Origin of the sequence: Qipengyuania sp. R86523, from assembly GCF_044596365.1 — a bacterium.
GTDB classification, from domain to species: domain Bacteria; phylum Pseudomonadota; class Alphaproteobacteria; order Sphingomonadales; family Sphingomonadaceae; genus Qipengyuania; species Qipengyuania citrea.
Window position 1 is genome coordinate 1621270 of record NZ_CP138997.1, and the last position, 23381, is coordinate 1644650.

Genomic DNA, 23381 nt, shown 5'->3' on the forward strand with positions numbered 1-23381 from the left:
GCCGAGTGTGCGAAAACGGCACGCGGCGGCAGGCATAGGTGGAAAATTCACCTCTTTATGCGCATAAGGTGCGCATGGATGTCATTCTGAAATGGATCGGCGGGGGCACAGTCGCGGCTGCGCTGGTGCTCTCCGGCATCGCCATCGGCGGCAGCGCGACCGCGGAGAGCGAGGTCGTGACGACCGAACGGGCTGCGCCGCAGCCTGTCGCCAAGCCGCTTGCCCCGCATGGCGCGATTGCAGCCAAGGCGGTCGCCGATGCGAAACGCCTCTACACCGTGCGCCGGGTGCTGCCGATCGACGGTCCGATCCGCTATGGCGAGTGGCACTGGGACGACGAAGGCGTGCCCGAAGGCCCGCTGCTGGTGACGGTCGACCTGCAGGCGCGGGTTATTTCGATCTTCCGTGGCGGCTACGAAATCGGTGCCGCCGCCGTGCTGCTGGGTACCGATGAACATCCCACGCCCACCGGTGTCTTCCCGATCCTGTGGAAGCAGCGCCACAACGTGTCGGAGAAATACGGCAACGCACCGATGCCCTGGAGCATGTTCCTGACGAGCGACGGCGTGGCTATCCACGGCGGCAGCGAAGTCGAGAACGGATACGCCAGCCACGGATGCATCGGCGTGCCCGATCCCATCGCCGAGCGGCTTTTCGCGATTGCGAAAGAGGGCGACAAGATCGTGATCACCGACGGCGCACGGCTGGGCCTGGGCGACGCCATCATCTGATCGCGCTACCCGCCGCGACGCGGCGGCTCGGGGGTACAGACGTACCGGCCCGAGCGTCGTTCGATCAGCACGCCGCCGATGTTGCCGCGCGTACCCATCGTTTTGAGGAACGCCTGCGCCTCCCCCTTGGAAACCGTCCCGCCCAGGGTCCGCACTGCCCTTGCGATCAGCCTCGCGGCAAGATCGGGCTGTGACGGGACTCGAATTTCGACCTTCTGCCCGCTTTCGACAGCCGCGGCATTCCAGAGTTCTTCGGCCAGTGACTCCAGGGTCTGCTCCGCTTCGGACAGGTGTGCGGCGCTGCGGGCAAATGCCTTGCAGTCGATCCAGTCCACTCCGGCGATCTGTTGCCGGATCCGCACCCGGTCGTATCGGTCATCGCGATTGCTCGGGTCCTGAACCACGGGCAGGCTTAGACAGCCTACGACGGTTTGCAGCTCACCCTTCGTGAAGCCCAGCAGTGGGCGCAAGACGGGGACGGGACAGCCCTCGATTTCCGCTCGCGCGCGAATGCCCGCGAGCCCGGCCAGCCCGCTACCCCGGTTGAGCCGCATCAACAGCGTTTCGACCTGGTCGTCTGCATGATGCGCGGTCGCGATGGCAGCAAGGCCGCGTTGGCCCGCCCAGCGGCCCAGCGCTGCGTAACGCGCCGCGCGCGCGCGGTCCTGGCGATTGCCTTCTGCCACAGTGATTCGCAGCGTCGTGCACGGGATCGACCGCTCTGCGCATACGCGCTCGACCAGCGCACACTCCTCGGCAGCCTCTTTCCGCAGGCCGTGATCCACGGTCGCGACCTCGACCGCCCCATCGAAGCTCGCGGCTGCAAGACCCAGCAAGGCCATGCTGTCGGGACCACCGGACACCGCCAGCCCCAGTTTGCCTTCCGGGCGAATGGCGGCAAGATCGGCCCTGAAGCGCGCTAGCAGTGGTGGGTCGATCGCCGGGTCAATCGCAGGTCACCTTGGCGCGATTGGCTTCGTACTGCCCCTGCAGCCGTCCGGCGGCCAGTGCAGGATAGGTTTCGGAAAATTCGGCCAGCGCGATGCAGGCCCGGCGGGTGTCGTCGAGCGCGATCATCGCCTCGGCCAGATACAGCAGGCTGTCACCGGCACGGGCGCCCGTCTTGTCTTCCTGATAGTTCTTGAGGAACCAGGGCGCGGCTTCCTTGGCCTTGCCGTCGTCCAGATAGGCGCGCCCGAGCAGGTTGCGGCCATAGGTCGTGCGCCAGTGATCCGGGTGCTGTTCGACGAACATGGTCAGCTGCTGCTGCGCTTCGGGGAAGAAGCCGGCATCCCACAGACGGAAACCGTAGGAGTATTCGTCGTCTGCCGGATCCTCGGTCTGCGGCTTGGCAATCGCCTGCACTGCGGCCAGCCGTTCCGCACTGGGGCCCGACGCCTGTGTCGCCGCGACCGTTCGCGCGGCGCCAGCGCTGCCCGTCGTCGCGGACATGCCACCGGCCGGTGCGCTTGCCGTGGTACGGGTACCCGAGGCTTCCAGAGCGTCGATGCGTTCGGTCAACTGACGCAGCGCATTGGAGTTTTCCTCGTTCTGCGCGGTCTGCCGCTGGAGCTGCGCTTCGAGCGCGTCGAGCCGGGCGAGGATATCGGTCACTGCAGTGGTCGATGCCCCGGTGGTGCTTGGGCGGGTCGCCGGCTGGGCGCTGATCTCGGGTTCGAAGAAACGGCCGTCGCCGCCCGGGAATACCGTGCGCTGCAGGGCGCGCACTTCGGCTTCCAGCCGGCGCAGGCGCGCTTCGTCGTTGCCGTCCTGCGGCAAGGCGGGTGTGGCCGTGGCAAGCAGGGCGAAACCGGCGCCGAAGAACGACAGGTTACGGGCGAGCGATGCGAAAGTCATCGAGGGCTCCTGGTGGAAAATCGGTAGCGGAAGAAAACTGCCCTAGCGCCGCGTCGCTGTCGAGGGCGCGAGGCGCGCTTATCCCCTTAACAAAGCAGGGTTCGTTAACCCTCGCCAGCCGCGGCTGCGGCGGGCTGCGCGGGTGCAGCACCGTCTGGGCCACGTGCCAGCAGCGCTTCGGCGGTGATCGGTGCGTCCTTGATCACTTCGTCCTCTTCGGAAAGCTTGGGCACCGACCGGCCGCCGACCGTGATCGCCAGGGCATAGGGACGCCCCGTCCACACTTGCGGCCCTTCGGCATCGCTGGGCACCGTGAAGCTGTCGCCGGCATCCATCTGCGCTTCGTAGAGACGTTCTCCGTTGGCATCGTAGAACTTGACCCAGGTCCCGTCCATTTCGCTGGTGAAGACGACCGGGCCCGATGCAGCGGGCGCTGCCGCTTGGCGCGGCGCAGCATCATTCTCTTGTGCGGCCGATGCTGTGCGGTCTTCGGGCGCCTCGAGGGGTGCCGGGCCGAGGCCCGGAGCGAAATAACTGCTGTAGAAGGCGTATATCCCGCCAATCAGCAGGATCCCCGCGAACAGCGCGAACCACGCCAGCCCCCGGCCCGGCACCCGTGCCGGATCGCCCGGCTCGAACTTGTCTGGCGAAGCGGTGCGTTCTTCGTCTTCGGCGAGTTCCATGCGCGCCTGATCGACGATCTCGCGTTCATCGAGCCCGACGAGCCGCGCATAAGTGCGCGAAAAACCGACGGCGTAGGTGCGCGCGGGCAAGTCCGACAGCGCACCATTTTCGATGGTGAGCAGGTGGCGTTGCGGAATCCGGGTCTCCGCGGCAACCTGCGTCAGATCGAGCCCCCGCTCTTCGCGCGCGGCCTTGAGCCGTGCGCCGACACCGGTGTGCGTAACCACTTCCTCTTCAAGGTATTCTTCGTCGCTCATGCGATCCCCGATAATGCGAACCTGCGGTTTACCCGCATGTTGTCTTGACGCAGGCAAAGCGAAGCGCGGGCAGCCCTGTCAAGCACGCATCATAGCACAGATGCGCACGACCGACGAAAAGAGCCGCTTTCGCGGTGAAATCATTCAACCTCGATATCCCGTTCACCGGCCCATTGCTGCAAGGCGCCGCGCATATCCGGCGGCGGGGCGGCAAGCCAGCGGCTCATCTGCGCAGTAAGCTCGCCCAGATCGACCTTGCGCACCAGTTCCTTGATCGGACCGACCGCGGCCGGAGTGATCGAAAGCCGGCGATAGCCGATACCCAGCAGCGCCAGCGCTTCGAGCCGGCGTCCGCCCATCTCGCCGCACACGCCAAGCTGGACATCGTGGCCGACGAAGGATCGCGACACCCGGGCAAGAAAGCGCAGGATCGCCGGACTCAGCCAGTCGTAACGCTCCGCCAGCTTGGGATTGGCGCGATCCGCCGCAAAGAGGAACTGCGTCAGGTCGTTGGTGCCCACCGACACGAAGGACAGCTTCGGCAGCAGCACGTCGAGCATATCGGCCAGCGCCGGCACCTCGAGCATGCAGCCATAGCGAATCGTTTCGGGGACCTGCCTGCGCCTGTCGCGCTGGAACGCGAGCTGGTCTTCGAACACTTTCTTGCCCGCATCGAATTCCCACGGTTCGCTGACCATCGGGAACATCACCGACAGCGACCGCCCCGCCGCAGCTTCGAGCAGCGCGCGGGCCTGGGCCTTGAGCAGGCCCTCGCGCTCGAGCGACAGGCGCAGCGCGCGCCAGCCCATCGCGGGGTTCTCGTCGCGTTCGGCCACCGCCGTGTCGAGATAGGGGACCGCCTTGTCGCCGCCGATATCGACGGTGCGGAAGATCACCGGCTTGTCTCCCGCCGCGTCGAGCACGTCGCGGTAGAGCCGCATCTGGCGGTCGCGCTGCGGCAGCGTGGAGGACACCAGGAACTGGAACTCGGTCCGGAACAGGCCGACCCCGTCGGCCCCGCTCATCGCGAGCGCGCTCATGTCGTCGCGCAGCCCCGCATTCATCATCACAGTGATCCGGGTTCCATCGCGCGTGAAGGGTTCGACATCGCGCAATTCGGCATAGGCGGCCTGCTTCTCGCGCGAGCGGGCGAAGCGCGTTTCGAACGCCTCGAGCACCTGCTGGTTGGGCCTCAGCGTGACCGTCCCGTGATCGGCATCGAGGATCACCTCGTCGCCTTCGGCCACGCGGGTGCGCAGTCCCGATACGCGGCCGAGCACGGGCACCCCCATCGCACGCGCCACGATCACGACATGCGCGGTGAGCGAACCTTCCTCCAGCACCACGCCCTTGAGCCGGCGCCGGTCATATTCGAGCAGTTCCGCAGGCCCCAGATTGCGTGCGAACAGCACCGTGTCGCGCCGCAGACCCTGCGTCGCCGCCGTGCCCAGCTGTCCCGAGACGATCCGCAGCAACCGGTTGGACAGATCCTCGAGATCGTGCATGCGATCGGCCAGCAGCGGATCGTCGATCTCGCGCATGCGCATCCGCGTACGCTGCTGTACCCGTTCGATTGCCGCCTCGGCTGTCAGCCCGCTGTCGATCGCCTCGTTGATGCGCCGGCTCCAACCCTCGTCATAGGCGAACATCTTGTAGGTCTCGAGCACCTCGACATGTTCGCCGCCCTTGCCGAATTCGGGCTCGCGCGCCAGCGCATCGATCTGGTCGCGCATCTTGTCGAAGGCGCGGTACACACGCTGGCGTTCCGCCTCGACATCTTCCGCCACGACCTGGTCGATCTCGATCCGCGGCTGGTGAAACACCGCCTGCCCCGCCGCGAGCCCTTTGACCAGCGGCAGTCCTTCGAGGATGTCGTTTTCGACATGCGAGATCTCGAGGTCGATCACGCTTTCGCCGTCGACCAGTTCCTTGTGTGCGATCAGTTCCGACAGCACCATTGCGGTGGTCTGCAGAGCTTCGATCTCGACATCTTCATAGCGCCGCGGATCGACATGCTGGACGCACAGGACACCGACCGCCCGTTCGCGGTAGACGATCGGGACACCCGCGAAGGAGTGGAACTGTTCCTCGCCCGTTTCGGGGCGGTAGGCGAAATCGGGATGCGCCTTGGCCTCGGCCAGGTTGAGCGTCTCGATATTGTTCGCGATCGTGCCGGTAAGCCCCTCGCCCACGGCCAGCCGCGTCACATGCACTGCTTCGGGATTGAGGCCCTGCGTCGCATAGAGCTCCAGCGCACCTTCGCGCAGCAGGTAGATCGAGCAGACCTCGCTCGACAGGCTTTCGGCGATGATCTCGACCACCCGGTCGAGCTTGTACTGCGCATGCGTGCGCCCGGCCATCACCTCGTGCAGGCGGGTAAGGATCTGGCGGGCGGAGGCTGCAGCTGTCATGGCTGCAGCCTATAGCAAATTGATGGGAGGGCGGAAGCGGGATGCCAATCCCCGCTTCCCGAAAGATCCGATCAGCTCGACGCGATCTCTTCCTTGATCCGCAGCTTCTGCTTCTTGATCTGGCGGATCATCGCAATGTCAGGCGCAGGCCGGATTTCTTCTTCGTGCAGGCGAGCCTCGAGCCCGGCATGCTTGGCTTTGAGCGCGTCGACATGGGATGAGTGCATCGAATTGTCTCCTAGACGGTTGTGCGACCTCTGGAGCAACTCGTGCGCTTGCGCGGCACGCGCCGCAGGGGAGTATCAAACCACAGGATTGCCGATTTACAAAACGCAGAGTTGGGGCCATGCGGCGAAACGGTCGCGAAGGGCGATCATCCGGGAAAGGTTCGCGTGAACGAACAGGAACTGCGCAAACGGCTGGCCCTGCTCCGCAGCGAGCACCGCGATCTCGACGTCGCGATTGCGGCGCTGATCCAGACCGGCGCGCAGAGCGGCTTCGTCGACCAGCTGCAAATGGCCCGCCTTAAAAAGCGCAAACTGGCTCTGAGGGACCGCATCGCGGCGATCGAGGACGTGCTGATCCCCGATATAATCGCCTGATCACAACGACTTCGCCGCAAGGCGTCCCATCGCAGGACTGCCATGGTAAACGCAGTGGCGAGCCCCCCGGCCGGGGCGTAGAGTGCATCCATGCCCACACGCGACATCAACTGTGAAATTATCGAAGAACTGTATTCGCAAGCGCTCGTGCTTGCCGATGACGCGCGCACCGTGTTCGATCTGCGGCGGACCGACACCGCGGTCCAGCCCGACGATCTGACGCGCGTCGCGCTGTCGATCGAGGGCCTGCGCACGACCACGCGGTTGATGCATGTGCTTGCCTGGCTGCTCAACCAGCGGGCCTATCGCTCGGGCGAACTGTCTGCAGGCCAGCTGGCCCGCAGCGGGCGGCTGCCCGACGAGCCCCCTGCCGATGCGGACAATCTCGCGCTGCTAGAGCCCGCCACGCGGGCGCTGATCGAAGAGGGCGAGGCGCTGCATGCACGCGTTGCCCAACTCGACCGCGAATGGCGCGCAAACGCCGGGGAGCCGCCAGTGGAAGAACTGCGCGGCCGCATCACCGCGGCCTTCGCGCGCGGCTGATCAGGCCGCGGCCAACGCCTTGGCATAGCGCGCCAGCCGCGCTTCGCGCACATCCTTCGCCATTTCGGCAGCAAAGCACCGCGTGCCGCCGCGCATCGCCGGCGCCGCATCATCGAGCGTGGCGAACAATCCGCAGCCGACCGCTGCAAGGATCGCCGCGCCAAGCGCCGTGGTCTCGACGAAATCGGGCCGTTCGACGGGCAGGTCGAGGATATTCGCCAGGTCCTGCGCCATCCAGTCGTTGACGCTCATGCCGCCATCGATGTTGAGCCGGCACCAGGGCGCCCCATCGGCCGCAAAGGCGCTTGCCAAGTCATGCGTCTGGTGCGCCATCGCCTCGAGCGCCGCGCGCGCGATCTGCGCCCGCCCGCTGGCAAAGCTGAGCCCCGAAATCACGCCGCGCGCATCGGGCTTCCAGTGCGGAGCGCCCAGCCCGGCCAGAGCGGGCACGATCACAACCTCGCCGCTATCCTCGATCGAACGGGCCAGCTCCTCTGTTTCCGCAGCGCTGCCGATCAGCCCGAGCTGGTCGCGCAGGTACTGGACCAGACTGCCCGCGACGAAACACGACCCCTCGATCGCATAGGTCCTTACGCCATCCTGCTGGTAGAGCACGGTACCCAGCAGGCGGTGGTCCGACCGCGGAATCGCCTGCCCCATATTGGTCAGTACGAAAGCGCCGGTGCCGTAGGTAGCCTTGGTTTCGCCGAAACCGAGGCAGCCTTGCCCGATCGTGGCCGCTTGCTGATCGCCCGCCAGGCCGCAGATGGGTATCGCCCTGCCGAGCCATTCGGGCTCGCTCGTCGCCAATGATCCGTGCGTATCGACGACCTCGGGCAGCGCCGCACGCGGCACGCCGAACAGTTCGCACAGATCCTCGTCGAACTGCGCCCCGTCGAGCGCCAGCAACTGCGTGCGGCTGGCATTGCTTGCATCGCTCAGATGCGCGCCGCCCGACAGTTTGTAGACCAGCCAGCTTTCTACCGTGCCGAAGGCGAGCGCCCCGTTCTGCGCCGCGGCCTGGACGGTTTCGTCATGGTCGAGCATCCAGCGCATCTTGGTGCCCGAAAAATAGGGGTCGAGCAGCAGCCCGGTGCGCTGCTGCACGGCAGCTTCATGGCCATAGTCTTTCATGTCGGCGCAGAACTGCGCGGTCCGGCGGTCCTGCCACACGATGGCGCGGGCCAGCGGCTTGCCCGTATGGCGGTCCCACGCAACGACCGTTTCGCGCTGGTTGGTGATTCCGATCGCTGCGATCGCACCGGCCGCCTCGCCAGTGACTTGCCGCGCGCAGGCAAGCGTCTTGGTCCATATCTCGGACGCATCGTGTTCGACCCATGCGGGGCGCGGATAATGCTGGGTCAGCTCCTCCTGGGCGACCGCTTCCATCGTCCCGTCGGGTGCGAAAATCATCGCGCGGGTGGAGGTGGTCCCCGCGTCGAGGACGAGAATGCGATCGGCCATGCTCTCTCCCTTGCGAATGGCGGGTGGTGACATGGCGCAAGCAAACCCCCATATGCAAGGCCATGGCAGGACCTCCTCCCAAACCGTGGCCGACCGGCAAGGCGATGCAACTCGAGCCGCTGGTGCGGCGCGTGCTGGCGCCGAACCCCTCGCCCTATACCTACACTGGGACGCAGTCCTACATCGTCGGTATCGGCGATGGCTGCGCAGTGATCGATCCCGGCCCGGACGAGACCGAGCACTTGCTCGCGCTCGATGCCGCGATCGGCGAGGAACACGTCTGCGCGATCATGTGCACGCATACGCACCGCGACCATTCGCCCGCAGCGAAGACGCTGGCCGCGCGCACGGGTGCGCCGATCGTCGGCTGCGCGCCGCTGGTGCTCGACGATAGCGGCCCGCGCGCCGATGCCTCGTTCGACCGCACCTATGAACCCGACAGGGTCATGGAAGATGGCGAACAGATGACCGGCCCCGGCTGGACGCTGACCGCGGTTGCCACGCCCGGACACGTGTCGAACCACCTCTGCTTCGCGCTGGAGGAAAGCGGCGCGCTGTTCACCGGCGACCATATCATGGGCTGGTCGACCAGCGTCGTGATCCCGCCCGATGGGGACATGGGCGATTACATGAAGAGCCTCGAGCGGCTTTATGCGCGCGAGGACCGGGTGTTCTACCCTGCCCATGGCGAGGCAGTCGACAAGCCGCGCCAGCTCGTGCGCGGGATGATCGGGCACCGCCGCCAGCGCGAGAACCAGATCGTCCGCCTGCTGGGTGAAGGCCCGCACGAAGCCCCCGATTTCGTCGGCAAGATGTACAAGGGTCTCGACCCCAAGCTCCACAAGGCAGCCGAAATGTCGGTAACCGCGCATCTGATCGATCTGGAACAGCGCGGCCTCGTCGCCCGTTCGGGCAAGACATGGCAGACGATCTGAAACGAAGCGAGCGCACGGTCGCACCTGAAGTCCAGCAGGACCGCCCGCTCGCGCGCGTCCAGGCGGTGCCGTGGCTGATCGTCATCGTTCTGCTCGCGGCAGTCGCGTGGCTCGGCTGGCGCGCGTTTTTCTACCAAGAGGAAAGCGACCCGGTGGGAAGCGCCATGCTGGCGTTCGAGAAGCAGAATTCGCTGACCGTCTTTTCCAGCCGCTTCGAGGTTGTTGCCGAAAGCGTCGACCGGCGCGGCGTGCTCAACATCGACCTGCTCGAAAGCCGGCAGGCGGCGATCATTCCCGCCACAGTCGAATACCGGCTCGACCTGTCGAGCATGGACCGCGACCGGTTCGCGTGGGACGCGGGAAGCGAGACCCTTTCGGTGGTGCTGCCGGCGCTGCGCATCTCGCGGCCCAATCTCGATGAGGCGGCGCAGACAACCTTCACCGAAGGCACTTATGTCACTCGCGATGCCAGCACCGACCTCGCGCGCAACAATTCGCAGCAGGCGGAGCGTAAGGCCGCCGCCTTCGCCAAGAACCCCGAAGTCCTCGCGCTGGCACGGCAGGCGGCAAAGGATGCGGTACGGCAGAATCTGACAATCCCGCTGCAGATGGCAGGATATGGCGATGTGACGGTGAACGTCCGCTTCGACGGCGAGCCGCAAGACTGAACGGAACGCCCTCGCCTTACGGACCGTTCGGTCTATAAGCGCCACAAACGCAGCATACGGGACCCCATATGACCGCACAGACCGACCTGCCGACCGGCCAGGACCTGCTCGCCGAGATCAATCGCCTCCGCAAGGAGAAGAACGCGATCATTCTCGCGCATTACTACCAGACTGCCGATATCCAGGACCTTGCCGATTTCGTTGGCGACAGTCTGGAACTGAGCAAGAAGGCCGCCGAAACCGATGCCGATGTCATCGCATTCTGCGGCGTGAAGTTCATGGCCGATACGGCCAAGATCCTGAGCCCCGAAAAGATCGTGGTGCTGCCCGACATGGACGCGGGCTGCAGCCTCGAGGACAGCTGCCCGCCGGAAAAGTTCAAGGCTTTTCGCGAAGCGCATCCCGACCATATCGCGCTGACCTACATCAATTGCTCGACCGAGGTGAAAGCGCTCAGCGACGTGATCGTCACCAGCTCCAGCGCGGAAACGATCATCAGCCAGATCCCCGAGGACCAGAAGATCATCTTCGGCCCCGACCGGCACCTGGGCGGCTACATGAGCCGCAAGTTCAACCGCGAGATGCTGCTGTGGCCGGGCGTGTGCATCGTCCACGAGGCGTTCAGCGAGACCGAGCTTCTGAAGCTCAAGGCGCAGCATCCCGACGCCCCGGTCGCCGCGCACCCCGAGTGTCCGCCGACCATCGTCGATCATGCCGATTATGTCGGTTCGACCAGCGGCATCCTGCAGTTCGCGGAGACCTTCGAGGGCGACACGCTGATCGTGGCGACCGAGCCTCACATCATGCACCAGATGGAAAAGGCGCTGCCCAACAAGACCTTCATCGGCGCGCCCGGTGCGGACGGCAACTGCAGCTGCAACATTTGTCCGTACATGGCGCTCAACACGATGGAAAAGCTCTACGCCTGCCTGCGTGATCTCGAACCGCGGATCGAGATCGAGGAAGGGCTGCGCCTCAAGGCCAAGCAGAGCCTCGACCGCATGCTCGAAATGGCCAGCGGCACGATCGGCAAGGGCGATCTGGGCAAGGTCTGAACACACCTCAGGGAGAGAATTGATGGTCGCACGTCTGGCGCTGGCCGCCGCGCTCGTTTTCGCCGCCGCACCGATCGCGGCGCAGGAGAGCGATGCGGAGGATCCGTATATCTGGCTCGAGGAAATCCAGGGCGAGCGCGCGCTGGCCAAGGTCGACCAGTGGAATGCCGATACCGAGGCGGTGCTGACCGCGCAGGCCGAATATCCGCTGGCCAAGGCCTGGGCCAGGCAGATCCTCGACGATACGCGGCAGATCGCGATGCCCGATGCGGTGATGGGCGATCAGGTCACCAATCTGTGGCGCGACGCGGACAATCCGCGCGGGTTGTGGCGCACCGCGACGCTCGAGAGCTATCTAGCGGGCGCCCCCGAATGGCGCACGCTCATCGATGTCGATCAGCTGGGCGAGGATGAGGGCGAGAGCTGGGTGTGGCACGGGGCCAATTGCCTCGCGCCCGAATACACCCGCTGCCTCGTTTCGCTCAGCCCGGGCGGCACCGATGCCGACGTGGTCCGCGAGTTCGACATCGCGACCGGCGCTTTTGTCGAAGGCGGGTTCACCCTGCCCGAAGCCAAGTCCAATGTCGCCTGGTATGATGAGAACACGCTGTTCGTCGGCACCGATGAAGGCGCCGGATCGCTGACCGATTCGGGCTATCCGCGCCTTGTGAAGCTATGGGAGCGCGGAACCGATTTTGCGCAAGCCCGGCTGATTGCCGAGGGCGAACAGTCCGATATCAGTATGAACGGTTTCTCGGTGCTCGACGGCGAGACCCGCTACCGTTTCGTGCGCCGCGGCCCCAGCTTCTGGACCAGCGAATATGCGCTGGTGACCGACGATGGCGACACCGTCGCGCTGCCACTACCCGAGGATGCCGAGTTCGAAGCGGTGCTTGGCGGCTTTGTGATCGGCAAGCTCAATTCCCCGATGGAAACATTTGCGCGCACCGAACAGCCCGGCGCACTGCTCGCCTGGTCGCTCGACGACGTGCTCGACGGGGGCGATCCGCAGCCCTTTGCGGTCTTCCGTCCGAGCGAAACGCAGGCGGTCGAACAGGTCGCGGCGTCGGAAAACAAGCTATGGGTCAAGGTGCTCGACGATGTCTCGGGCAAGCTCATCGAGCTGACACCCGACGCTACCGGCTGGACCGAACGCGCAATGGACCTGCCCGCCAACAGCACCATCCAGATTGCCGAGACCAGCGGTACGGGTGACACCGCTTTCGTCACCGTGGAAAGCATGCTGACCCCGCCCACGCTCTATGCCGTACCGAGCGAGGGCGAGCCCGTCGCCATCGCGAACGAGCCGGCGCAGTTCGATGCGAGCAAGTTTAGCGTCGAGCAGAAGTTTGCCACGTCGAAAGACGGTACCAAGGTGCCCTATTACCTCGTTCGTCCGAAAGATGCCGAAGGTCCGCTGCCCACGCTGATCCACGCCTATGGCGGCTTCCGCGCGGCGCAGACACCCAAATACCTGACCGCCGAACCCTATCGGAGCGGGCCGCTGGGCCTGTTCTGGGTCGAAAGCGGCAATGCCTATGTCCTCGCCAATATCCGTGGCGGCGGCGAATACGGGCCGCGCTGGCACGAAGACGCGCTGCGCGAAAAACGCCAGAACAGCTTCGACGATTTCCATGCGGTGGCCGACGATCTCGTCGCCAACCGGTTGGCCAGTCCGGGCCGTATCGCCGCTTCGGGCCGCTCGAACGGCGGCGTGCTGGTCGGCGCGGTGGCGAACCAGCGCCCCGATCTATACGGCGCGATCATTTCGGGCAGCCCGTTGATCGACATGAAGCGCTACAACAAGCTGCTCGCGGGCGCATCGTGGATGGCCGAATATGGCAATCCCGACGCGCCGGCGGACTGGGCCTTCATGCGCGAATGGTCGCCCTACCAGAACATGCGCGATACGCCGGACGTGCCCGCTGCGTTCTACTACCTGTCGACGCTCGACGACCGCGTGCACCCCGGCCATGCGCGCAAGGCGGCGGCCAAGCACGAAGCCTGGGGCCAGACCTTCTATTATCACGAGTACCGCGAGGGCGGCCATTCGGTCGGATCGGACCACGAGGAAGATGCGAAACGCGCGGCATTGCTGCTCGCCTATCTCAACCGCGAGATCGGGACGGGCGCGCAGTAAGGCACGCATTCCGGGCTGGCGCGTTACTGTCCCTGTCCTTTAGGATAGGGGCGTCCGCTATGAGAAGGAACGGCATTTGGCCGCCAAGGGCCCGCTTCGCGGCATCTCGCAATATGTGATCCACCGGCTGGTGGCCAATTACTGGTCGCTGCCGCTGATCGCCGTGTTCGGAGCCCCGCTGCTGGGTGCGGCGGTCCTGTGGGCGGACCGCGCCTTTGCCGGGGAATGGCTGTTCGAGCGCGGAGTCACCCTGCTCGTCGCCGGCGATGCAGCGCAGGACCTCGCCATTGCTATTGTCGGGGTGAACGCGGCGCTGCTGACGCTCTACTGGTCGGTCACGCTGATCGTGTTGACGCTGGCCACCGCCAATCTGGGCGTACGGCTGGTCGATCGCTGGCTCGACAAGGTGCTTACCCGCGTCTCGGTTGCCGGGCTGACCTTCTGCCTCGTCTTCTCGATCGTGGTGCTGTCGCGGATCGATCCCGAAGCAAGCCTTGCCGAATTGCCACATTTCGCGCTGGCGGTGCTGTTCGCGCTCGAACTGGTCAACATCGCCATGCTGGGCGTGGCAATCCACGATCTGGGGCGTACGATGTTCGTCGACCGCTCGATCGCGCATCTTGGTACCGAAGCGTCGAGCATCGCTATCCCGGTCGTGGCGGCAGAACCTTTCGCGGGCGAATGGCGCTTCGCCCTGCCCGCCCCGCGCGAAGGCTATGTCGAGGGAATGGACCTCGAGCGGTTGCGCAAGCGCCTGGCCACGCACGAAGGGCAGGTCCGCTTCTGCGCGGCCCCGGGCCAGCATGTCCTGAAGGGCGAACCGCTGGTCCAGTTCGAATACGAACCCCGCAAGACCAAACCCGTGCTGCGCACCGTGGCAATCGGCGATTTTCGTTCCAGCGTGCAGTCGACGGTCTATCAGGTCCGGCTGCTGGTCGAAGTGGCCAGCCGCGCCCTCTCGCCCGGAATCAACGATTTCTACACCGCGCTGGCCTGCGCGGACCAGCTCGCCGCCGCGATGGCGGGCCATGCGCAAACTTGGGTCGATGACGGGCTGGTCGCAGTGTACGAACACGATCCCCGGTTCGAACTGCCGGGGCAGGATTTCCGAGGGCTGTTCGAAGGCCCTCTCAAGGCGTTTCGCCAGGCCGCCGCCGATTACCCTTCGGTCTCGATACGGATCATCGAAAATCTCGCGCGGTTGAGAACGCTGCTGGCCGGACGGGACTGCCCGGGCGCGCTGCTGCAGTTCTTCCAGACATGCGCAGCGGAAATGCATGCCCATGCCCGCGCCAATGCCGAACACGATTCCGACCGGGCGGACATCGATCGTGCTTTCGACAAGTGCCTGCTTGCGGTAGCCGGCGAAGCATGATCGCACGGCTGCGCAAATTCTGGCACGACATCAATGCCAGCTACTGGTTCCTGCCGGCGCTCTTTTCGATCGTCTGCGTGGCACTGGCGCTTGGTACGATCTGGCTTGACCGCAGCGGATGGGCCGATTTCCTCAACGACGTGGATTGGCTCGAACCGGCGCGCCCCGACGGGGCCAGCAACATCCTGACGGTCATCGCCGGGTCAATGATCGGGGTCGCATCGACCGTGTTCTCGATCACCATCGCCGCAGTCGCCTATGCCAGCGGCAATTACGGCCCGCGCCTGCTGACCAATTTCATGGAAGACCGCGGCAACCAGTTCAGCCTGGCGACCTTCATCGGCACATTCGTTTATGCCATCACCGTGCTGCGCAGCGTGCGGGCGGAAGACGAGGTGGCGACCAATCTGGAAGACGCCGCCGCAACCGCGCTGCCGGGCTTCGTCCCGCAGCTGTCGCTGCTGGTCGCCTTCGGCCTGATGGCGCTTTCGGTCGCGGTCCTTGTCTATTTCCTCAACCACATTCCTGCCTCGATCCGCATCAACACGGTCCTGAAGGACATCGGTGCGCGCCTGCTGACCGATATCGAGGCGCGGTTTCCCGATCCCAACACCGGCCAGCGCGCCGGGACGGCGCCCGACGGCAGCCCGATAACCGCGCGCGAAACGGGATACGTACAAGCGATTTCCTTCTCGCGGCTCGAACGGATCGCGCAGCGCGAGAACGGCAAGCTCAAGCTGGCCGTCCGCACGGGGGACTTCGTCCACCCCAAGGTCGTGATCGCCTATTGGGCGGACATGGATGTGGTCGAGGATTGCCCTGACGCGGATGTCCGCGAATGCTTCACGCTGGGCAGCATGCGTACGCCGAGCCAGGATATGCAGTTCCTGATCGACGAATTGGTGGAAATCGGCTTGCGCGCGCTCTCGCCTGGGATCAACGATCCCTTCACTGCCGTAACCGCGGTTCACTGGCTCGGCGCGGCGACGGCCGAACTGGGACGGCGGGACCTCACGCGCAGCTATGCCAGCAATGGCGAAGAGCCGCGCGTGGTCCTGCTCGAGGACGATTTCGAACATTTCGTCAGCCGCGGTTTCGGCGCGATGCGCGGCGGGCTGGCCAACAACCGGATCGCCGCCCAGGTCGCGTTCGAGGCGATGGTCGATGCGGCGTCCACGCTCGATGACGAAACGCGGCGCGAAACCCTCGCCCGCGAAGGCAACCTACTGATGCTGCAGGCGCGCGAACATTCTGGTCGGCCCCGAACTCGACATGGTGGAGGCGCGTTACCAACGCTTCCTCCAGGATATCGAGCGCTAGCGCACCCGCGGCTTGCGCTTCGCCCGCGCTAGCACCAGCGCCGTACCGACAAGCACCATGCCGACCACATCGAGCGGCACCAGCGTTTCGCCGAAAACGAGCCAGCCGACGAGGGCAGCCAGCGCGGGCTGGGTCAGCAAGGCCATGCCGATGATCAGCGGCGGAAAATGCCCGAGCGCGAAGACCAGCAGGCCCTGCCCGACGATCTGGCTGCTCAGCGCCAGGATCAGCACGGGGCCCCAACCCGCCGTGCCCGGCCACACCGGCTCACCTGCCACCAGCGCAATTCCGAGCAGTATCGGTGCCGCTGCGAGGCTGACCAAGAGCAGGACCGTCCACTGCCCCAACTGCGCCCGCGCGCGCTGGGCCGGAAGCAGGTAGAAAGCGTAGAACGCGCCCGCGAGCAGGCAGAACAAATCACCCGCGAAGCTGGTCGGCGAGATCTCGAGGCTGCGGCCCAGCAGTATGCCGGCCCCCGCCAATGCGGCAAACACCCCGATGCCTTCCTGGCCCGTCGGCGCCCGCCGCGCCGCGACCAGGCCCCAGATCATCAGGATCACGCTGCCCGAATTGCCGAACAGCGTGGCGTTGGCGAGCCGGGTCTGCTCGATCCCGACATGCCAGCTGGCAAGATCGACTGCGAAGAACGCGCCCGCCAGCAGGCAGAGCAGCACCAGGCCGCGATCGAGCGCCAGCGGTGAACGCCCCCGCCACGCCAGCAGGGCGAGCAGCGGGATCGGCAGCAGCAGGCGCCAGAATCCGGCCGACACCGGCCCGGTGTCCGCCAGCCGCACGAGCCAGGGCCCCAGCGCCAGCGCGACATTGCCGGCGATCAGCGCCGCGAAGTGCCATGCGCTCGCCTGATAGCCATTCTTGTCGCGGGGAGCGGTTGCGCTGGTCATTGGCCGCCCCTAGCTCTTTGATCCAAACGCGTCAGCAAGAAGGATTGCCCTGCATGCACGAAAGCCTGTTCCAGCCGCTCACCATGGGCGCCCTCGAAACCCCGAACCGGATTTTCATGGCACCGCTCACGCGGGGGCGTTCGACCCAGCCGGGATCGGTGCCCAACGAGATGATGGCGACATATTACCGCCAGCGGGCAAGTGCCGGGCTGATCATTTCCGAAGCTACGGGGATCAGCGTCGAAGGACTGGGCTGGCCCGCCGCCCCCGGTATCTGGAGCGATGAACAGGTCGAGGGCTGGAAGCAGGTGACCCAGGCGGTCCACGATGAAGGCGGGATGATCGTGCTGCAAATGTGGCACATGGGCCGGCTGGTGCATCCCGATTTCCTCGGCGGCAATCCGCCGGTTTCCGCCAGCGCGACGACCGCGCCGGGCCACGCGCACACATTCGAAGGCCGCAAGGACTATGAACAGGCAAGAGCGGCCACCGTCGAGGACATCGCGCGCATCGTGGAGGACTACCGCAAGGCGGCCGAGAATGCGAAGAAGGCCAGCTTCGACGGGGTCCAGCTTCACGCCGCCAATGGCTATCTGATCGACCAGTTCCTGCGCGACAGCACCAATCTGCGCGAAGACGAATATGGCGGCAGCGCCGAAAACCGCACCCGGATCCTGCGCGAAGTGCTGACCGCGCTGATCGATGTATGGGGCAAGGACCGGGTCGGCGTCCGGCTGTCGCCCAATGGCGAAACGCAGGGCTGCGACGATAGCGATCCGGCAACCACCTTCGGCGCGGCCGCCAAGGTCGTCGAGGAACTCGGCGTGGCCTTTCTCGAACTGCGCGAGCCCGGGCCCGACGGCACTTTCGGCAGCACCGACGTGCCCAAGCAGAGCCCGCTGATCCGCAAGATCTACTCGGGCACCCTCGTTCTCAACAGCGACTATTCGGCCGCAGAGGCGGTGGCCGACATCGATGCGGGCCGCGCCGATGCGATCAGCTGGGGCCGCGATTTCATTGCCAATCCCGATCTGCCCGAGCGCTTCAAGCTGGGGGCGGACATCGCCCCGAATGTGGATGTCCCGCGTAGCTGGTATGGTAAGGGTCCACACGGATACATCGATTACCCTAAACTAACCGATGAGGATCAAGCTGCAGTGGGCTGATTTGCCCTTGGCGATAGTCTGGAGGTTCAATGCGATCGTGGATCCTGATCCCGGCAGAGAATGACAAGGCTATCGCCGCGGCCGCCGGATCGGGTGCGGGTGCCATCGTCATCGACCTCGCCCGTCCGCTGGCGCCCGGCTTGCAGGCTGCGGCCCGGATGGCGGCGAGCACATGGCTGCGCGCGCATCGCGAACAGGTGGTCGCCGAACGCCGGTTCGAACGGTGGGCGCGCATTCCGGGGCTCGATACGGCGGACTGGCGCGAGGCGCTCGGCGCCGCGATGGAAGGGTCCCCGCATGGCATCGTGCTCGCCAATTGCCGCGGTGCCGAGGACATCCGCCAGCTGGCCTCGGTGCTCTACGAAGTGGAAGACCGGCTGGGGCTGGCCGCCAACATCACGCGGATAATCCCCCAGCTCGGATCGCGTCCGGGCGATGCGCTGGCGATCGGCCGTCTGGCGGACGATCTGCACCCGCGCGTGTCCGGGCTGACATGGGATGCGATCGGCCTCGCCCGAGCGATCGGCGCGCGGCGCCTGCGCGGCCCCGGCGGACGCTGGAGCGACCCGCTGGCCCATGTCCGGGCGCAGGTGGTCCTGATCGCGCATGCCCGCGGCATCGATGCGATCGAACATCCCTTCCGCGACGTGCAGGACGCCGATACCGGCCGCCGGGTGGCGGAAACAGCGCGGGCCGACGGCTTCACCGGCATGGTCGCGGTCCATCCCGCGCAGGTTCCCTGGATCAATTCCGCCTTCGCTCCGCTGGAAAGCGAGCTATCCGAAGCCTTCAGGATCGTTGCCGCCTTCCGCGCCGATCCCGATGCGCCGTTCCTGGTGGTGGGAGACCGCCGGGTCGAACGGTCCGAGTTGCAACGCGCCAGGCGGTTGCTGGGCGAAGACTAGCCCTCGGGGCTATCCTGCCCTGCATCGTCGGGCTGCGCCGGCATCTCGTCCGCATCGTCATTCGGTTCGGCCACGGCAGGCGCGCTCGGAGTTTGATCCGGTGCGCCCGTACCCTGCGCGGCGGCAGGCGCATCGGCCACCGGAGGCGATTGCGAACGCAGCCGGTCGAGCGGGATCATGTCGTCGCTGATCGTCCCGCCGAGCACCTCGCCCTTGGCGGCGCGGTCGGCCTCGTCGGCGTTTTCCTCGAGCGGGGCCTCGTCCTGACAGGCCGACAGGGCGAGCGGGCCAGCGACGAGCAGGACCAGCGAACGAAATCTCATGGCAGCGCGGAGCCCTTCCCTTCGAGCGCTTCGAGGAAATCACCGAAGCGCCGGTGCAATGCCTCATCGAATGCCGCAGGCGCAAGCGCGATTCCCAAACGCTCGAGACTGGTTACGCCGAAATCCTCGATGCCGCAGGGCACGATGCCGCCGAAATGGGCAAGATCGGGGGCCAGGTTTACCGAGAAGCCGTGCATCGTCACCCAGCGCCGCACGCGCACGCCGATGGCTCCGATCTTCGCTTCGCGCCCATCGATATCGCGCGTCCAGATGCCGATCCGGCCTTCGCTGCGCCAGCTGTCGACGCCGATATCCGCCAGCGTGGCGATCACCCAGCCTTCGAGCGAATGGACGAAACAGCGCACGTCGCGGCCGCGTTGTTTCAGGTCGAGCATGACATAGCCGATCCGCTGGCCCGGACCGTGATAGGTGTACCGTCCCCCGCGCCCCGCCTCGACGACATCGAACCGCGGATCGAGCAGTTCGGCGCCATCGGCACTGGTCCCGGCCGTATAGACCGGGGGATGTTCGAGCAGCCAGACCAGTTCGCCCGCTGCGCCTTCGGCGATCGCATGATTGCGCGCAGTCATGCTTTCGAGCGCGGTGCGGTAGTCGATCCGGCCAGGCTCGGCGCGCCATTCGACGGTTTCGGGTGAAGCAGTGGACATAGGCGATTGCGTGGCGACTGGCGGAACGCTTATCAAGGGGCAAACGGGAGTAGCGCTGCATGAAATTCAACCTCGATACCGCCTGGAAGGACGCCTCGCGATTGCTGTCGCGCAACCTGGGGCTGCTGGCGGTCGTCGCCGGGGTCTTCTTCTTCCTGCCCTATGCCGGTGTCGCCATGGCCCTGCCCGAGATGGGCGATCTGCAGGCCGCGCAGGCCAGCGGCAATTTCGACCTGATGGCAGCGGCCGCAAGCGATCTGTACGCCAGCTATTGGTGGCTGTTCCTGATCCTCGCGATCATCCAGGGGATCGGCCTGCTGGCCATGCTCGCGCTGGTCCGGCAGCGCGCCAATCCCACGGTGGGCCAGGCGCTGGCCGCAGGCGGGCGGTCGGTGCTCAGCTATATTGCCGCGCAACTGCTGCAGGTGGCGCTGATCGTCTTCGTCGCCGTGCTGCTGACCGCGATCGGCGCATTGACCGGGCTGCAGGCGCTCGCGGTGCTTGGCGGTATCGTCGCCTTCGTCGTCACTTGCTATATCGTGGTCAAGCTGTCGCTGGTCGCGCCGGTCATCGCGATCGAGGGGGAACGCAATCCGGTCCGGGCGCTCAGGCGGTCCTGGACGCTTACCCGCGGGCAAAGCTTTCGCCTGTTCCTGTTCTACCTGCTGCTGCTGGTCGCCTTCATGGTTCTGTCTGTGGTCATCACGCTGGTGCTGGGCCTGCCCTTCGCGCTGGCCGGGGAACAGGCCGCGCTGCTCGGCGAAGGCGTGCTTTCGGGACTGGTAAATGCCGTGATGGTGGTGGTGGCAGTCTGCGTGCTGGCCGCGGTGCACACGCAGCTGACCCGGCTGGGCCATGAACGGACGCCGTCAGCCGACGGCTAGTCGGCGCGGTCTTTCCAGCCCCAGAACAGCTGGCACGGCAGGACATTCCAGAATTCGAACCCGCGATCGATCCGGCGGAAATGCTTGGCCATGAAATCGCGTGCCTTGGCCGAGAACTGATAGACGAGGAACGCCCCGCCCGGGCGGATCACGTCATGGGTGGCCTTGGCGATTGCAGGTCCGACGCCATCGGGCAGGGTCGAGAACGGCAGGCCGGAAAGGACATAGTCGGCGCCGTCATGGCCGTGCGCCCTGACGATTTCGACCACGTCGGCCGCCGAGCCGTGCACCGCGTGGAAACGGCTGTCGCGGAAGTGCTTGCGCAGATAGTCGATGTACAGCGGGTTGGTGTCGATCACGATCAGCGTGCCATCGCGCCGCAAGCGGTCGAGCACGGGTTGGCAGAAAGTGCCAACTCCCGGGCCGTATTCGACAAACACCTCGCAGCGGTCCCAGTCGACCGGCGCCAGCATCTTGCGGATGGTGAAGCGCGAAGAGGGAATGATCGACCCGACCATCCGCGGTTCTTCGATGAACCCGCGAAAGAACACGCCCCACTGGCCGAAAGCCCGCGCGAGCCGTTTGCGCATGTTCGGCCGCGCGATCACGCCAGCGCCCTGATGTCCGGTCAAAATTGCCAACCCTATGACAGTTCGATGAAACCGCCGGTTTGCCAGTCCCGCTAGTCCATTGCAAGGATGCGGGCGCGCGCCTACCGCTGGTGCCGATGGCCGATATCGATCCCGCCCGCCCGCTGACGGAGCCGCCTGCCGAACGCGCGCGCGCCATCCCGCGGGGACGGATGGCGTTGCTCTTCGCCGTGATGCTGACCACCGCTGCTGGCAATACGGCGATGCAGTCGGTGATGCCTTCGATCGGCACATCGCTGGGCGTGGACGACGTCTGGATCAGCCTGGCCTACAGCTGGTCGGCGCTGCTGTGGGTGGTGTGCGCACCGTTCTGGGCGCGGAAATCGGACCAGCGCGGACGCAAGGCGATGATGGCGCTCGGGATGCTCGGTTTCATCGCCAGCTTCGTCCTGTGCGGATTGATCCTGTGGCTGGGCCTGGCGGGCATCTTCCCCGCGCTCTGGTGCCTCCTGCTGTTTGCTGCGGCGCGCAGCCTCTATGGCGGTTTCGGCAGCGCCGCCCCGCCGGCAGTGCAGGCCTATGTCGCCAGCCGGACGCCGCGCGCCGAACGCACGCAGGCGCTGTCGCTGATTGCGTCGAGTTTCGGGCTGGGCACGGTCATCGGCCCTGCCCTTGCCCCATTGATGGTCCTGCCCGTGGTCGGGCTGGCCGGGCCGTTTCTGGTGTTTGCGCTGATCGGCGCGATCACACTGGTCGCCGTGCGGTGGCGGCTGCCCAATGACGAGCCGCAATTCCCGGCGCGCGGCACCGCCTACGAATCGCCCCATTCGGGCAGTCCGCCCAACGAGGTCGGCAAGGACGAGAGCGACGAAAACGATGCGGTCGGGGCCGAGCCGGGCAAGCTGCGCTGGTTCGAACCGCGGCTTCGGCCGTGGGTCGTATCGGGCCTTCTCGGCGGCCATGCCCAGGCAATGGTGCTCGGGATCGCGGGCTTTCTCGTGCTCGACCGCCTGGGCCTGCGCGGCGACCCCGCTGCGGGGGCGGGCCCCGTGGGGCTGGTGCTGATGGCCGGTGCCATTGCCACGCTGCTGGCGCAATGGGGCCTGATCCCGCGTCTCGACCTCGGCCCGCGCGCCGCATCGTTATGGGGCATTGCCATCGCTGCGGTGGGGACTGTGGTGCTCGGCCTCGGACAGACGATCCACACCATCGCGCTGGGCTATTCGATCGCCTCGCTCGGCTTCGGGCTGTTCCGTCCGGGGAACACCTCGGGCACTTCGTTGGCCGTCAGCCGCGCCGAACAGGGGCAGGCTGGCGGGGTGACCGCTTCCGTTGCGGGGGCGAGCTTCATCTATGCCCCCGCGCTCGGCGTGTGGCTGTACAACCATTCGGATTGGCTCGGCTTCGGTTTGATCGTCAGCCTGTGCGCCATCGTTTTCGCCTATGGCTGGCTGGCCTTGCAGCCGGACGCCGCGCTCACCAGCGAACGCCGCTAGAGGATTTCAAGCACCCGGTCCTGCGGCCGGCACAGCCGCGCACCCTTCTCGGTTTCGACCAGCGGGCGTTCGATCAGGCTCGGTTCGGCTGCCATCGCCGCCAGAACATCCTCGGCAGGTGCATCGACCAGCCCGCGTTCCTGCGCATCGGTCCCGCGTGTGCGCAGGCCTTCGTTGGGAGTGATGCCGGCATCGCGATAGAGCTGCCGCAGCTTGTCCGCAGTGGGCGGGTGCTTGAGATACTCGATCACTTCCACCTCGAGCCGCGACAGATTCTCCAGGATGGCCAGCGTCTTGCGCGAGGTGCCGCATTTCGGGTTGTGCCAGATTGTCGCTTTCATCGAATGGATCTCCTTTTCGCACAGCTGGCTAATCGAGCTGCGCGGGGGAGAAAAGGGCACAAAA

General features: G+C 65.9%; 24 protein-coding genes. 13 read left to right on the forward strand and 11 right to left on the reverse strand.

What is annotated here, in order from left to right; all coding sequences use genetic code 11:
- Positions 1-74: 74 nt before the first annotated feature.
- Entirely contained in the window at positions 75-731 is a 657-nt protein-coding gene (locus SJY12_RS08015) for a L,D-transpeptidase family protein (RefSeq protein ID WP_160765919.1), read from the forward strand.
- A gap of 5 nt (positions 732-736) precedes the next feature.
- On the opposite strand, the gene tilS is transcribed toward SJY12_RS08015, so the two are convergent.
- The 5 genes from tilS to SJY12_RS08040 form a co-directional block, all read right to left on the reverse strand.
- Positions 737-1681, reverse strand: a complete 945-nt coding sequence (tilS, locus tag SJY12_RS08020) for a tRNA lysidine(34) synthetase TilS (RefSeq protein ID WP_397506672.1) — start codon at positions 1679-1681, stop codon at positions 737-739.
- Entirely contained in the window at positions 1677-2588 is a 912-nt protein-coding gene (locus SJY12_RS08025; RefSeq protein ID WP_230832532.1) for a tol-pal system YbgF family protein, read from the reverse strand. The genes tilS and SJY12_RS08025 overlap by 5 nt, the downstream gene beginning before the upstream one ends.
- Before the next feature lie 104 nt (positions 2589-2692).
- Positions 2693-3529, reverse strand: a complete 837-nt coding sequence (locus SJY12_RS08030) for a helix-turn-helix domain-containing protein (protein ID WP_397505007.1) — start codon at positions 3527-3529, stop codon at positions 2693-2695.
- A gap of 140 nt (positions 3530-3669) precedes the next feature.
- A complete protein-coding gene (gene ptsP / locus SJY12_RS08035; RefSeq protein ID WP_050600875.1) occupies positions 3670-5940 on the reverse strand; it encodes a phosphoenolpyruvate--protein phosphotransferase in 2271 nt (756 codons plus the stop codon).
- Positions 5941-6011: 71 nt separating this feature from the next.
- The gene (locus tag SJY12_RS08040; protein WP_082835760.1) at positions 6012-6167 is read right to left on the reverse strand and encodes a YdcH family protein; all 156 of its coding nucleotides are present in this window, start codon (positions 6165-6167) and stop codon (positions 6012-6014) included.
- Between the two features lie 165 nt (positions 6168-6332).
- Here SJY12_RS08040 and SJY12_RS08045 point away from each other — a divergent pair, with 165 nt between their 5' ends.
- Positions 6333-6542, forward strand: coding sequence for a YdcH family protein (locus SJY12_RS08045; protein WP_050601010.1), 210 nt, complete (start codon positions 6333-6335; stop codon positions 6540-6542).
- A 90-nt stretch (positions 6543-6632) separates the two neighbouring features.
- Positions 6633-7085, forward strand: coding sequence for a DUF1465 family protein (locus tag SJY12_RS08050; RefSeq protein ID WP_397505008.1), 453 nt, complete (start codon positions 6633-6635; stop codon positions 7083-7085).
- Here SJY12_RS08050 and SJY12_RS08055 read toward each other — a convergent pair whose 3' ends face one another.
- Positions 7086-8549: a glycerol kinase gene (locus tag SJY12_RS08055; protein WP_397505010.1), complete on the reverse strand. Its 1464-nt coding sequence runs from the start codon at positions 8547-8549 to the stop codon at positions 7086-7088. It abuts the gene before it with no gap.
- 62 nt (positions 8550-8611) lie between these two features.
- On the opposite strand from SJY12_RS08055, the gene SJY12_RS08060 reads away from it, so the two are divergent.
- The 6 genes from SJY12_RS08060 to SJY12_RS08085 all read left to right on the forward strand — a co-directional run bounded on the left by SJY12_RS08060 (position 8612) and on the right by SJY12_RS08085 (position 16074).
- Complete coding sequence (locus SJY12_RS08060; RefSeq protein ID WP_397505011.1) at positions 8612-9484, forward strand: MBL fold metallo-hydrolase; 873 nt, start codon at positions 8612-8614, stop codon at positions 9482-9484.
- Complete coding sequence (locus tag SJY12_RS08065) at positions 9469-10152, forward strand: DUF4230 domain-containing protein (RefSeq protein ID WP_397505012.1); 684 nt, start codon at positions 9469-9471, stop codon at positions 10150-10152. The genes SJY12_RS08060 and SJY12_RS08065 overlap by 16 nt, the downstream gene beginning before the upstream one ends.
- 68 nt (positions 10153-10220) lie before the next feature.
- The gene (nadA, locus tag SJY12_RS08070; protein WP_063505922.1) at positions 10221-11207 is read left to right on the forward strand and encodes a quinolinate synthase NadA; all 987 of its coding nucleotides are present in this window, start codon (positions 10221-10223) and stop codon (positions 11205-11207) included.
- Positions 11208-11229: 22 nt separating this feature from the next.
- Positions 11230-13347 (forward strand): prolyl oligopeptidase family protein, encoded by a 2118-nt coding sequence (locus tag SJY12_RS08075; protein ID WP_397505013.1) that lies wholly within the window; start codon positions 11230-11232, stop codon positions 13345-13347.
- 76 nt (positions 13348-13423) lie between these two features.
- The gene (locus tag SJY12_RS08080; protein ID WP_397505014.1) at positions 13424-14722 is read left to right on the forward strand and encodes a DUF2254 family protein; all 1299 of its coding nucleotides are present in this window, start codon (positions 13424-13426) and stop codon (positions 14720-14722) included.
- Positions 14719-16074, forward strand: a complete 1356-nt coding sequence (locus SJY12_RS08085; protein ID WP_397505015.1) for a DUF2254 domain-containing protein — start codon at positions 14719-14721, stop codon at positions 16072-16074. Before SJY12_RS08080 ends, SJY12_RS08085 begins: the two co-directional genes overlap by 4 nt.
- Here the strand turns inward: SJY12_RS08085 and SJY12_RS08090 are convergent.
- The gene (locus tag SJY12_RS08090) at positions 16039-16944 is read right to left on the reverse strand and encodes a DMT family transporter (protein ID WP_397505016.1); all 906 of its coding nucleotides are present in this window, start codon (positions 16942-16944) and stop codon (positions 16039-16041) included. The genes SJY12_RS08085 and SJY12_RS08090 overlap by 36 nt on opposite strands.
- Positions 16945-16997: 53 nt before the next feature.
- Here SJY12_RS08090 and SJY12_RS08095 point away from each other — a divergent pair, with 53 nt between their 5' ends.
- Both SJY12_RS08095 and SJY12_RS08100 read left to right on the forward strand, forming a co-directional pair.
- Positions 16998-18110, forward strand: coding sequence for an alkene reductase (locus SJY12_RS08095; protein WP_397505017.1), 1113 nt, complete (start codon positions 16998-17000; stop codon positions 18108-18110).
- Between the two features lie 29 nt (positions 18111-18139).
- Complete coding sequence (locus tag SJY12_RS08100) at positions 18140-19015, forward strand: HpcH/HpaI aldolase/citrate lyase family protein (protein ID WP_397505018.1); 876 nt, start codon at positions 18140-18142, stop codon at positions 19013-19015.
- Here SJY12_RS08100 and SJY12_RS08105 read toward each other — a convergent pair.
- Both SJY12_RS08105 and lipB read right to left on the reverse strand, forming a co-directional pair.
- Positions 19012-19338: a hypothetical protein gene (locus tag SJY12_RS08105; protein WP_397505020.1), complete on the reverse strand. Its 327-nt coding sequence runs from the start codon at positions 19336-19338 to the stop codon at positions 19012-19014. The genes SJY12_RS08100 and SJY12_RS08105 overlap by 4 nt on opposite strands.
- Positions 19335-20006, reverse strand: coding sequence for a lipoyl(octanoyl) transferase LipB (gene lipB / locus SJY12_RS08110; RefSeq protein WP_160765932.1), 672 nt, complete (start codon positions 20004-20006; stop codon positions 19335-19337). The genes SJY12_RS08105 and lipB overlap by 4 nt, the downstream gene beginning before the upstream one ends.
- 59 nt (positions 20007-20065) lie before the next feature.
- Between lipB and SJY12_RS08115 the strand changes: the two genes are divergently transcribed.
- Entirely contained in the window at positions 20066-20890 is an 825-nt protein-coding gene (locus SJY12_RS08115; protein WP_397505021.1) for a glycerophosphoryl diester phosphodiesterase membrane domain-containing protein, read from the forward strand.
- Here SJY12_RS08115 and SJY12_RS08120 read toward each other — a convergent pair.
- Positions 20887-21480 (reverse strand): methyltransferase, encoded by a 594-nt coding sequence (locus SJY12_RS08120; protein WP_341860105.1) that lies wholly within the window; start codon positions 21478-21480, stop codon positions 20887-20889. The two genes, SJY12_RS08115 and SJY12_RS08120, sit on opposite strands and share 4 nt — an antisense overlap.
- Before the next feature lie 137 nt (positions 21481-21617).
- Here SJY12_RS08120 and SJY12_RS08125 point away from each other — a divergent pair, with 137 nt between their 5' ends.
- Positions 21618-22976: an MFS transporter gene (locus SJY12_RS08125; protein WP_397505022.1), complete on the forward strand. Its 1359-nt coding sequence runs from the start codon at positions 21618-21620 to the stop codon at positions 22974-22976.
- Here SJY12_RS08125 and SJY12_RS08130 read toward each other — a convergent pair.
- Complete coding sequence (locus SJY12_RS08130; protein ID WP_050600891.1) at positions 22973-23317, reverse strand: arsenate reductase family protein; 345 nt, start codon at positions 23315-23317, stop codon at positions 22973-22975. The two genes, SJY12_RS08125 and SJY12_RS08130, sit on opposite strands and share 4 nt — an antisense overlap.
- Positions 23318-23381 lie beyond the last annotated feature (64 nt).

Bases quoted from the DNA above. Each gene is read 5' to 3' on its own strand.
- SJY12_RS08030 (WP_397505007.1), bottom strand. From the start codon at position 3,529: ATGAGCGACGAAGAATACCTTGAAGAGGAAGTGGTTACGCACACCGGT.
- SJY12_RS08095 (WP_397505017.1), top strand. From the start codon at position 16,998: ATGCACGAAAGCCTGTTCCAGCCGCTCACCATGGGCGCCCTCGAAACC.
- SJY12_RS08100 (WP_397505018.1), top strand. From the start codon at position 18,140: ATGCGATCGTGGATCCTGATCCCGGCAGAGAATGACAAGGCTATCGCC.
- SJY12_RS08065 (WP_397505012.1), top strand. From the start codon at position 9,469: ATGGCAGACGATCTGAAACGAAGCGAGCGCACGGTCGCACCTGAAGTC.
- ptsP (WP_050600875.1), bottom strand. From the start codon at position 5,940: ATGACAGCTGCAGCCTCCGCCCGCCAGATCCTTACCCGCCTGCACGAG.
- lipB (WP_160765932.1), bottom strand. From the start codon at position 20,006: ATGTCCACTGCTTCACCCGAAACCGTCGAATGGCGCGCCGAGCCTGGC.
- SJY12_RS08060 (WP_397505011.1), top strand. From the start codon at position 8,612: ATGGCAGGACCTCCTCCCAAACCGTGGCCGACCGGCAAGGCGATGCAA.
- SJY12_RS08025 (WP_230832532.1), bottom strand. From the start codon at position 2,588: ATGACTTTCGCATCGCTCGCCCGTAACCTGTCGTTCTTCGGCGCCGGT.
- SJY12_RS08120 (WP_341860105.1), bottom strand. From the start codon at position 21,480: ATGCGCAAACGGCTCGCGCGGGCTTTCGGCCAGTGGGGCGTGTTCTTT.
- SJY12_RS08055 (WP_397505010.1), bottom strand. From the start codon at position 8,549: ATGGCCGATCGCATTCTCGTCCTCGACGCGGGGACCACCTCCACCCGC.
- SJY12_RS08050 (WP_397505008.1), top strand. From the start codon at position 6,633: ATGCCCACACGCGACATCAACTGTGAAATTATCGAAGAACTGTATTCG.
- SJY12_RS08115 (WP_397505021.1), top strand. From the start codon at position 20,066: ATGAAATTCAACCTCGATACCGCCTGGAAGGACGCCTCGCGATTGCTG.
- SJY12_RS08125 (WP_397505022.1), top strand. From the start codon at position 21,618: ATGGCCGATATCGATCCCGCCCGCCCGCTGACGGAGCCGCCTGCCGAA.
- SJY12_RS08090 (WP_397505016.1), bottom strand. From the start codon at position 16,944: ATGACCAGCGCAACCGCTCCCCGCGACAAGAATGGCTATCAGGCGAGC.
- SJY12_RS08015 (WP_160765919.1), top strand. From the start codon at position 75: ATGGATGTCATTCTGAAATGGATCGGCGGGGGCACAGTCGCGGCTGCG.
- SJY12_RS08130 (WP_050600891.1), bottom strand. From the start codon at position 23,317: ATGAAAGCGACAATCTGGCACAACCCGAAATGCGGCACCTCGCGCAAG.
- SJY12_RS08085 (WP_397505015.1), top strand. From the start codon at position 14,719: ATGATCGCACGGCTGCGCAAATTCTGGCACGACATCAATGCCAGCTAC.
- SJY12_RS08075 (WP_397505013.1), top strand. From the start codon at position 11,230: ATGGTCGCACGTCTGGCGCTGGCCGCCGCGCTCGTTTTCGCCGCCGCA.
- SJY12_RS08105 (WP_397505020.1), bottom strand. From the start codon at position 19,338: ATGAGATTTCGTTCGCTGGTCCTGCTCGTCGCTGGCCCGCTCGCCCTG.
- SJY12_RS08040 (WP_082835760.1), bottom strand. From the start codon at position 6,167: ATGCACTCATCCCATGTCGACGCGCTCAAAGCCAAGCATGCCGGGCTC.
- nadA (WP_063505922.1), top strand. From the start codon at position 10,221: ATGACCGCACAGACCGACCTGCCGACCGGCCAGGACCTGCTCGCCGAG.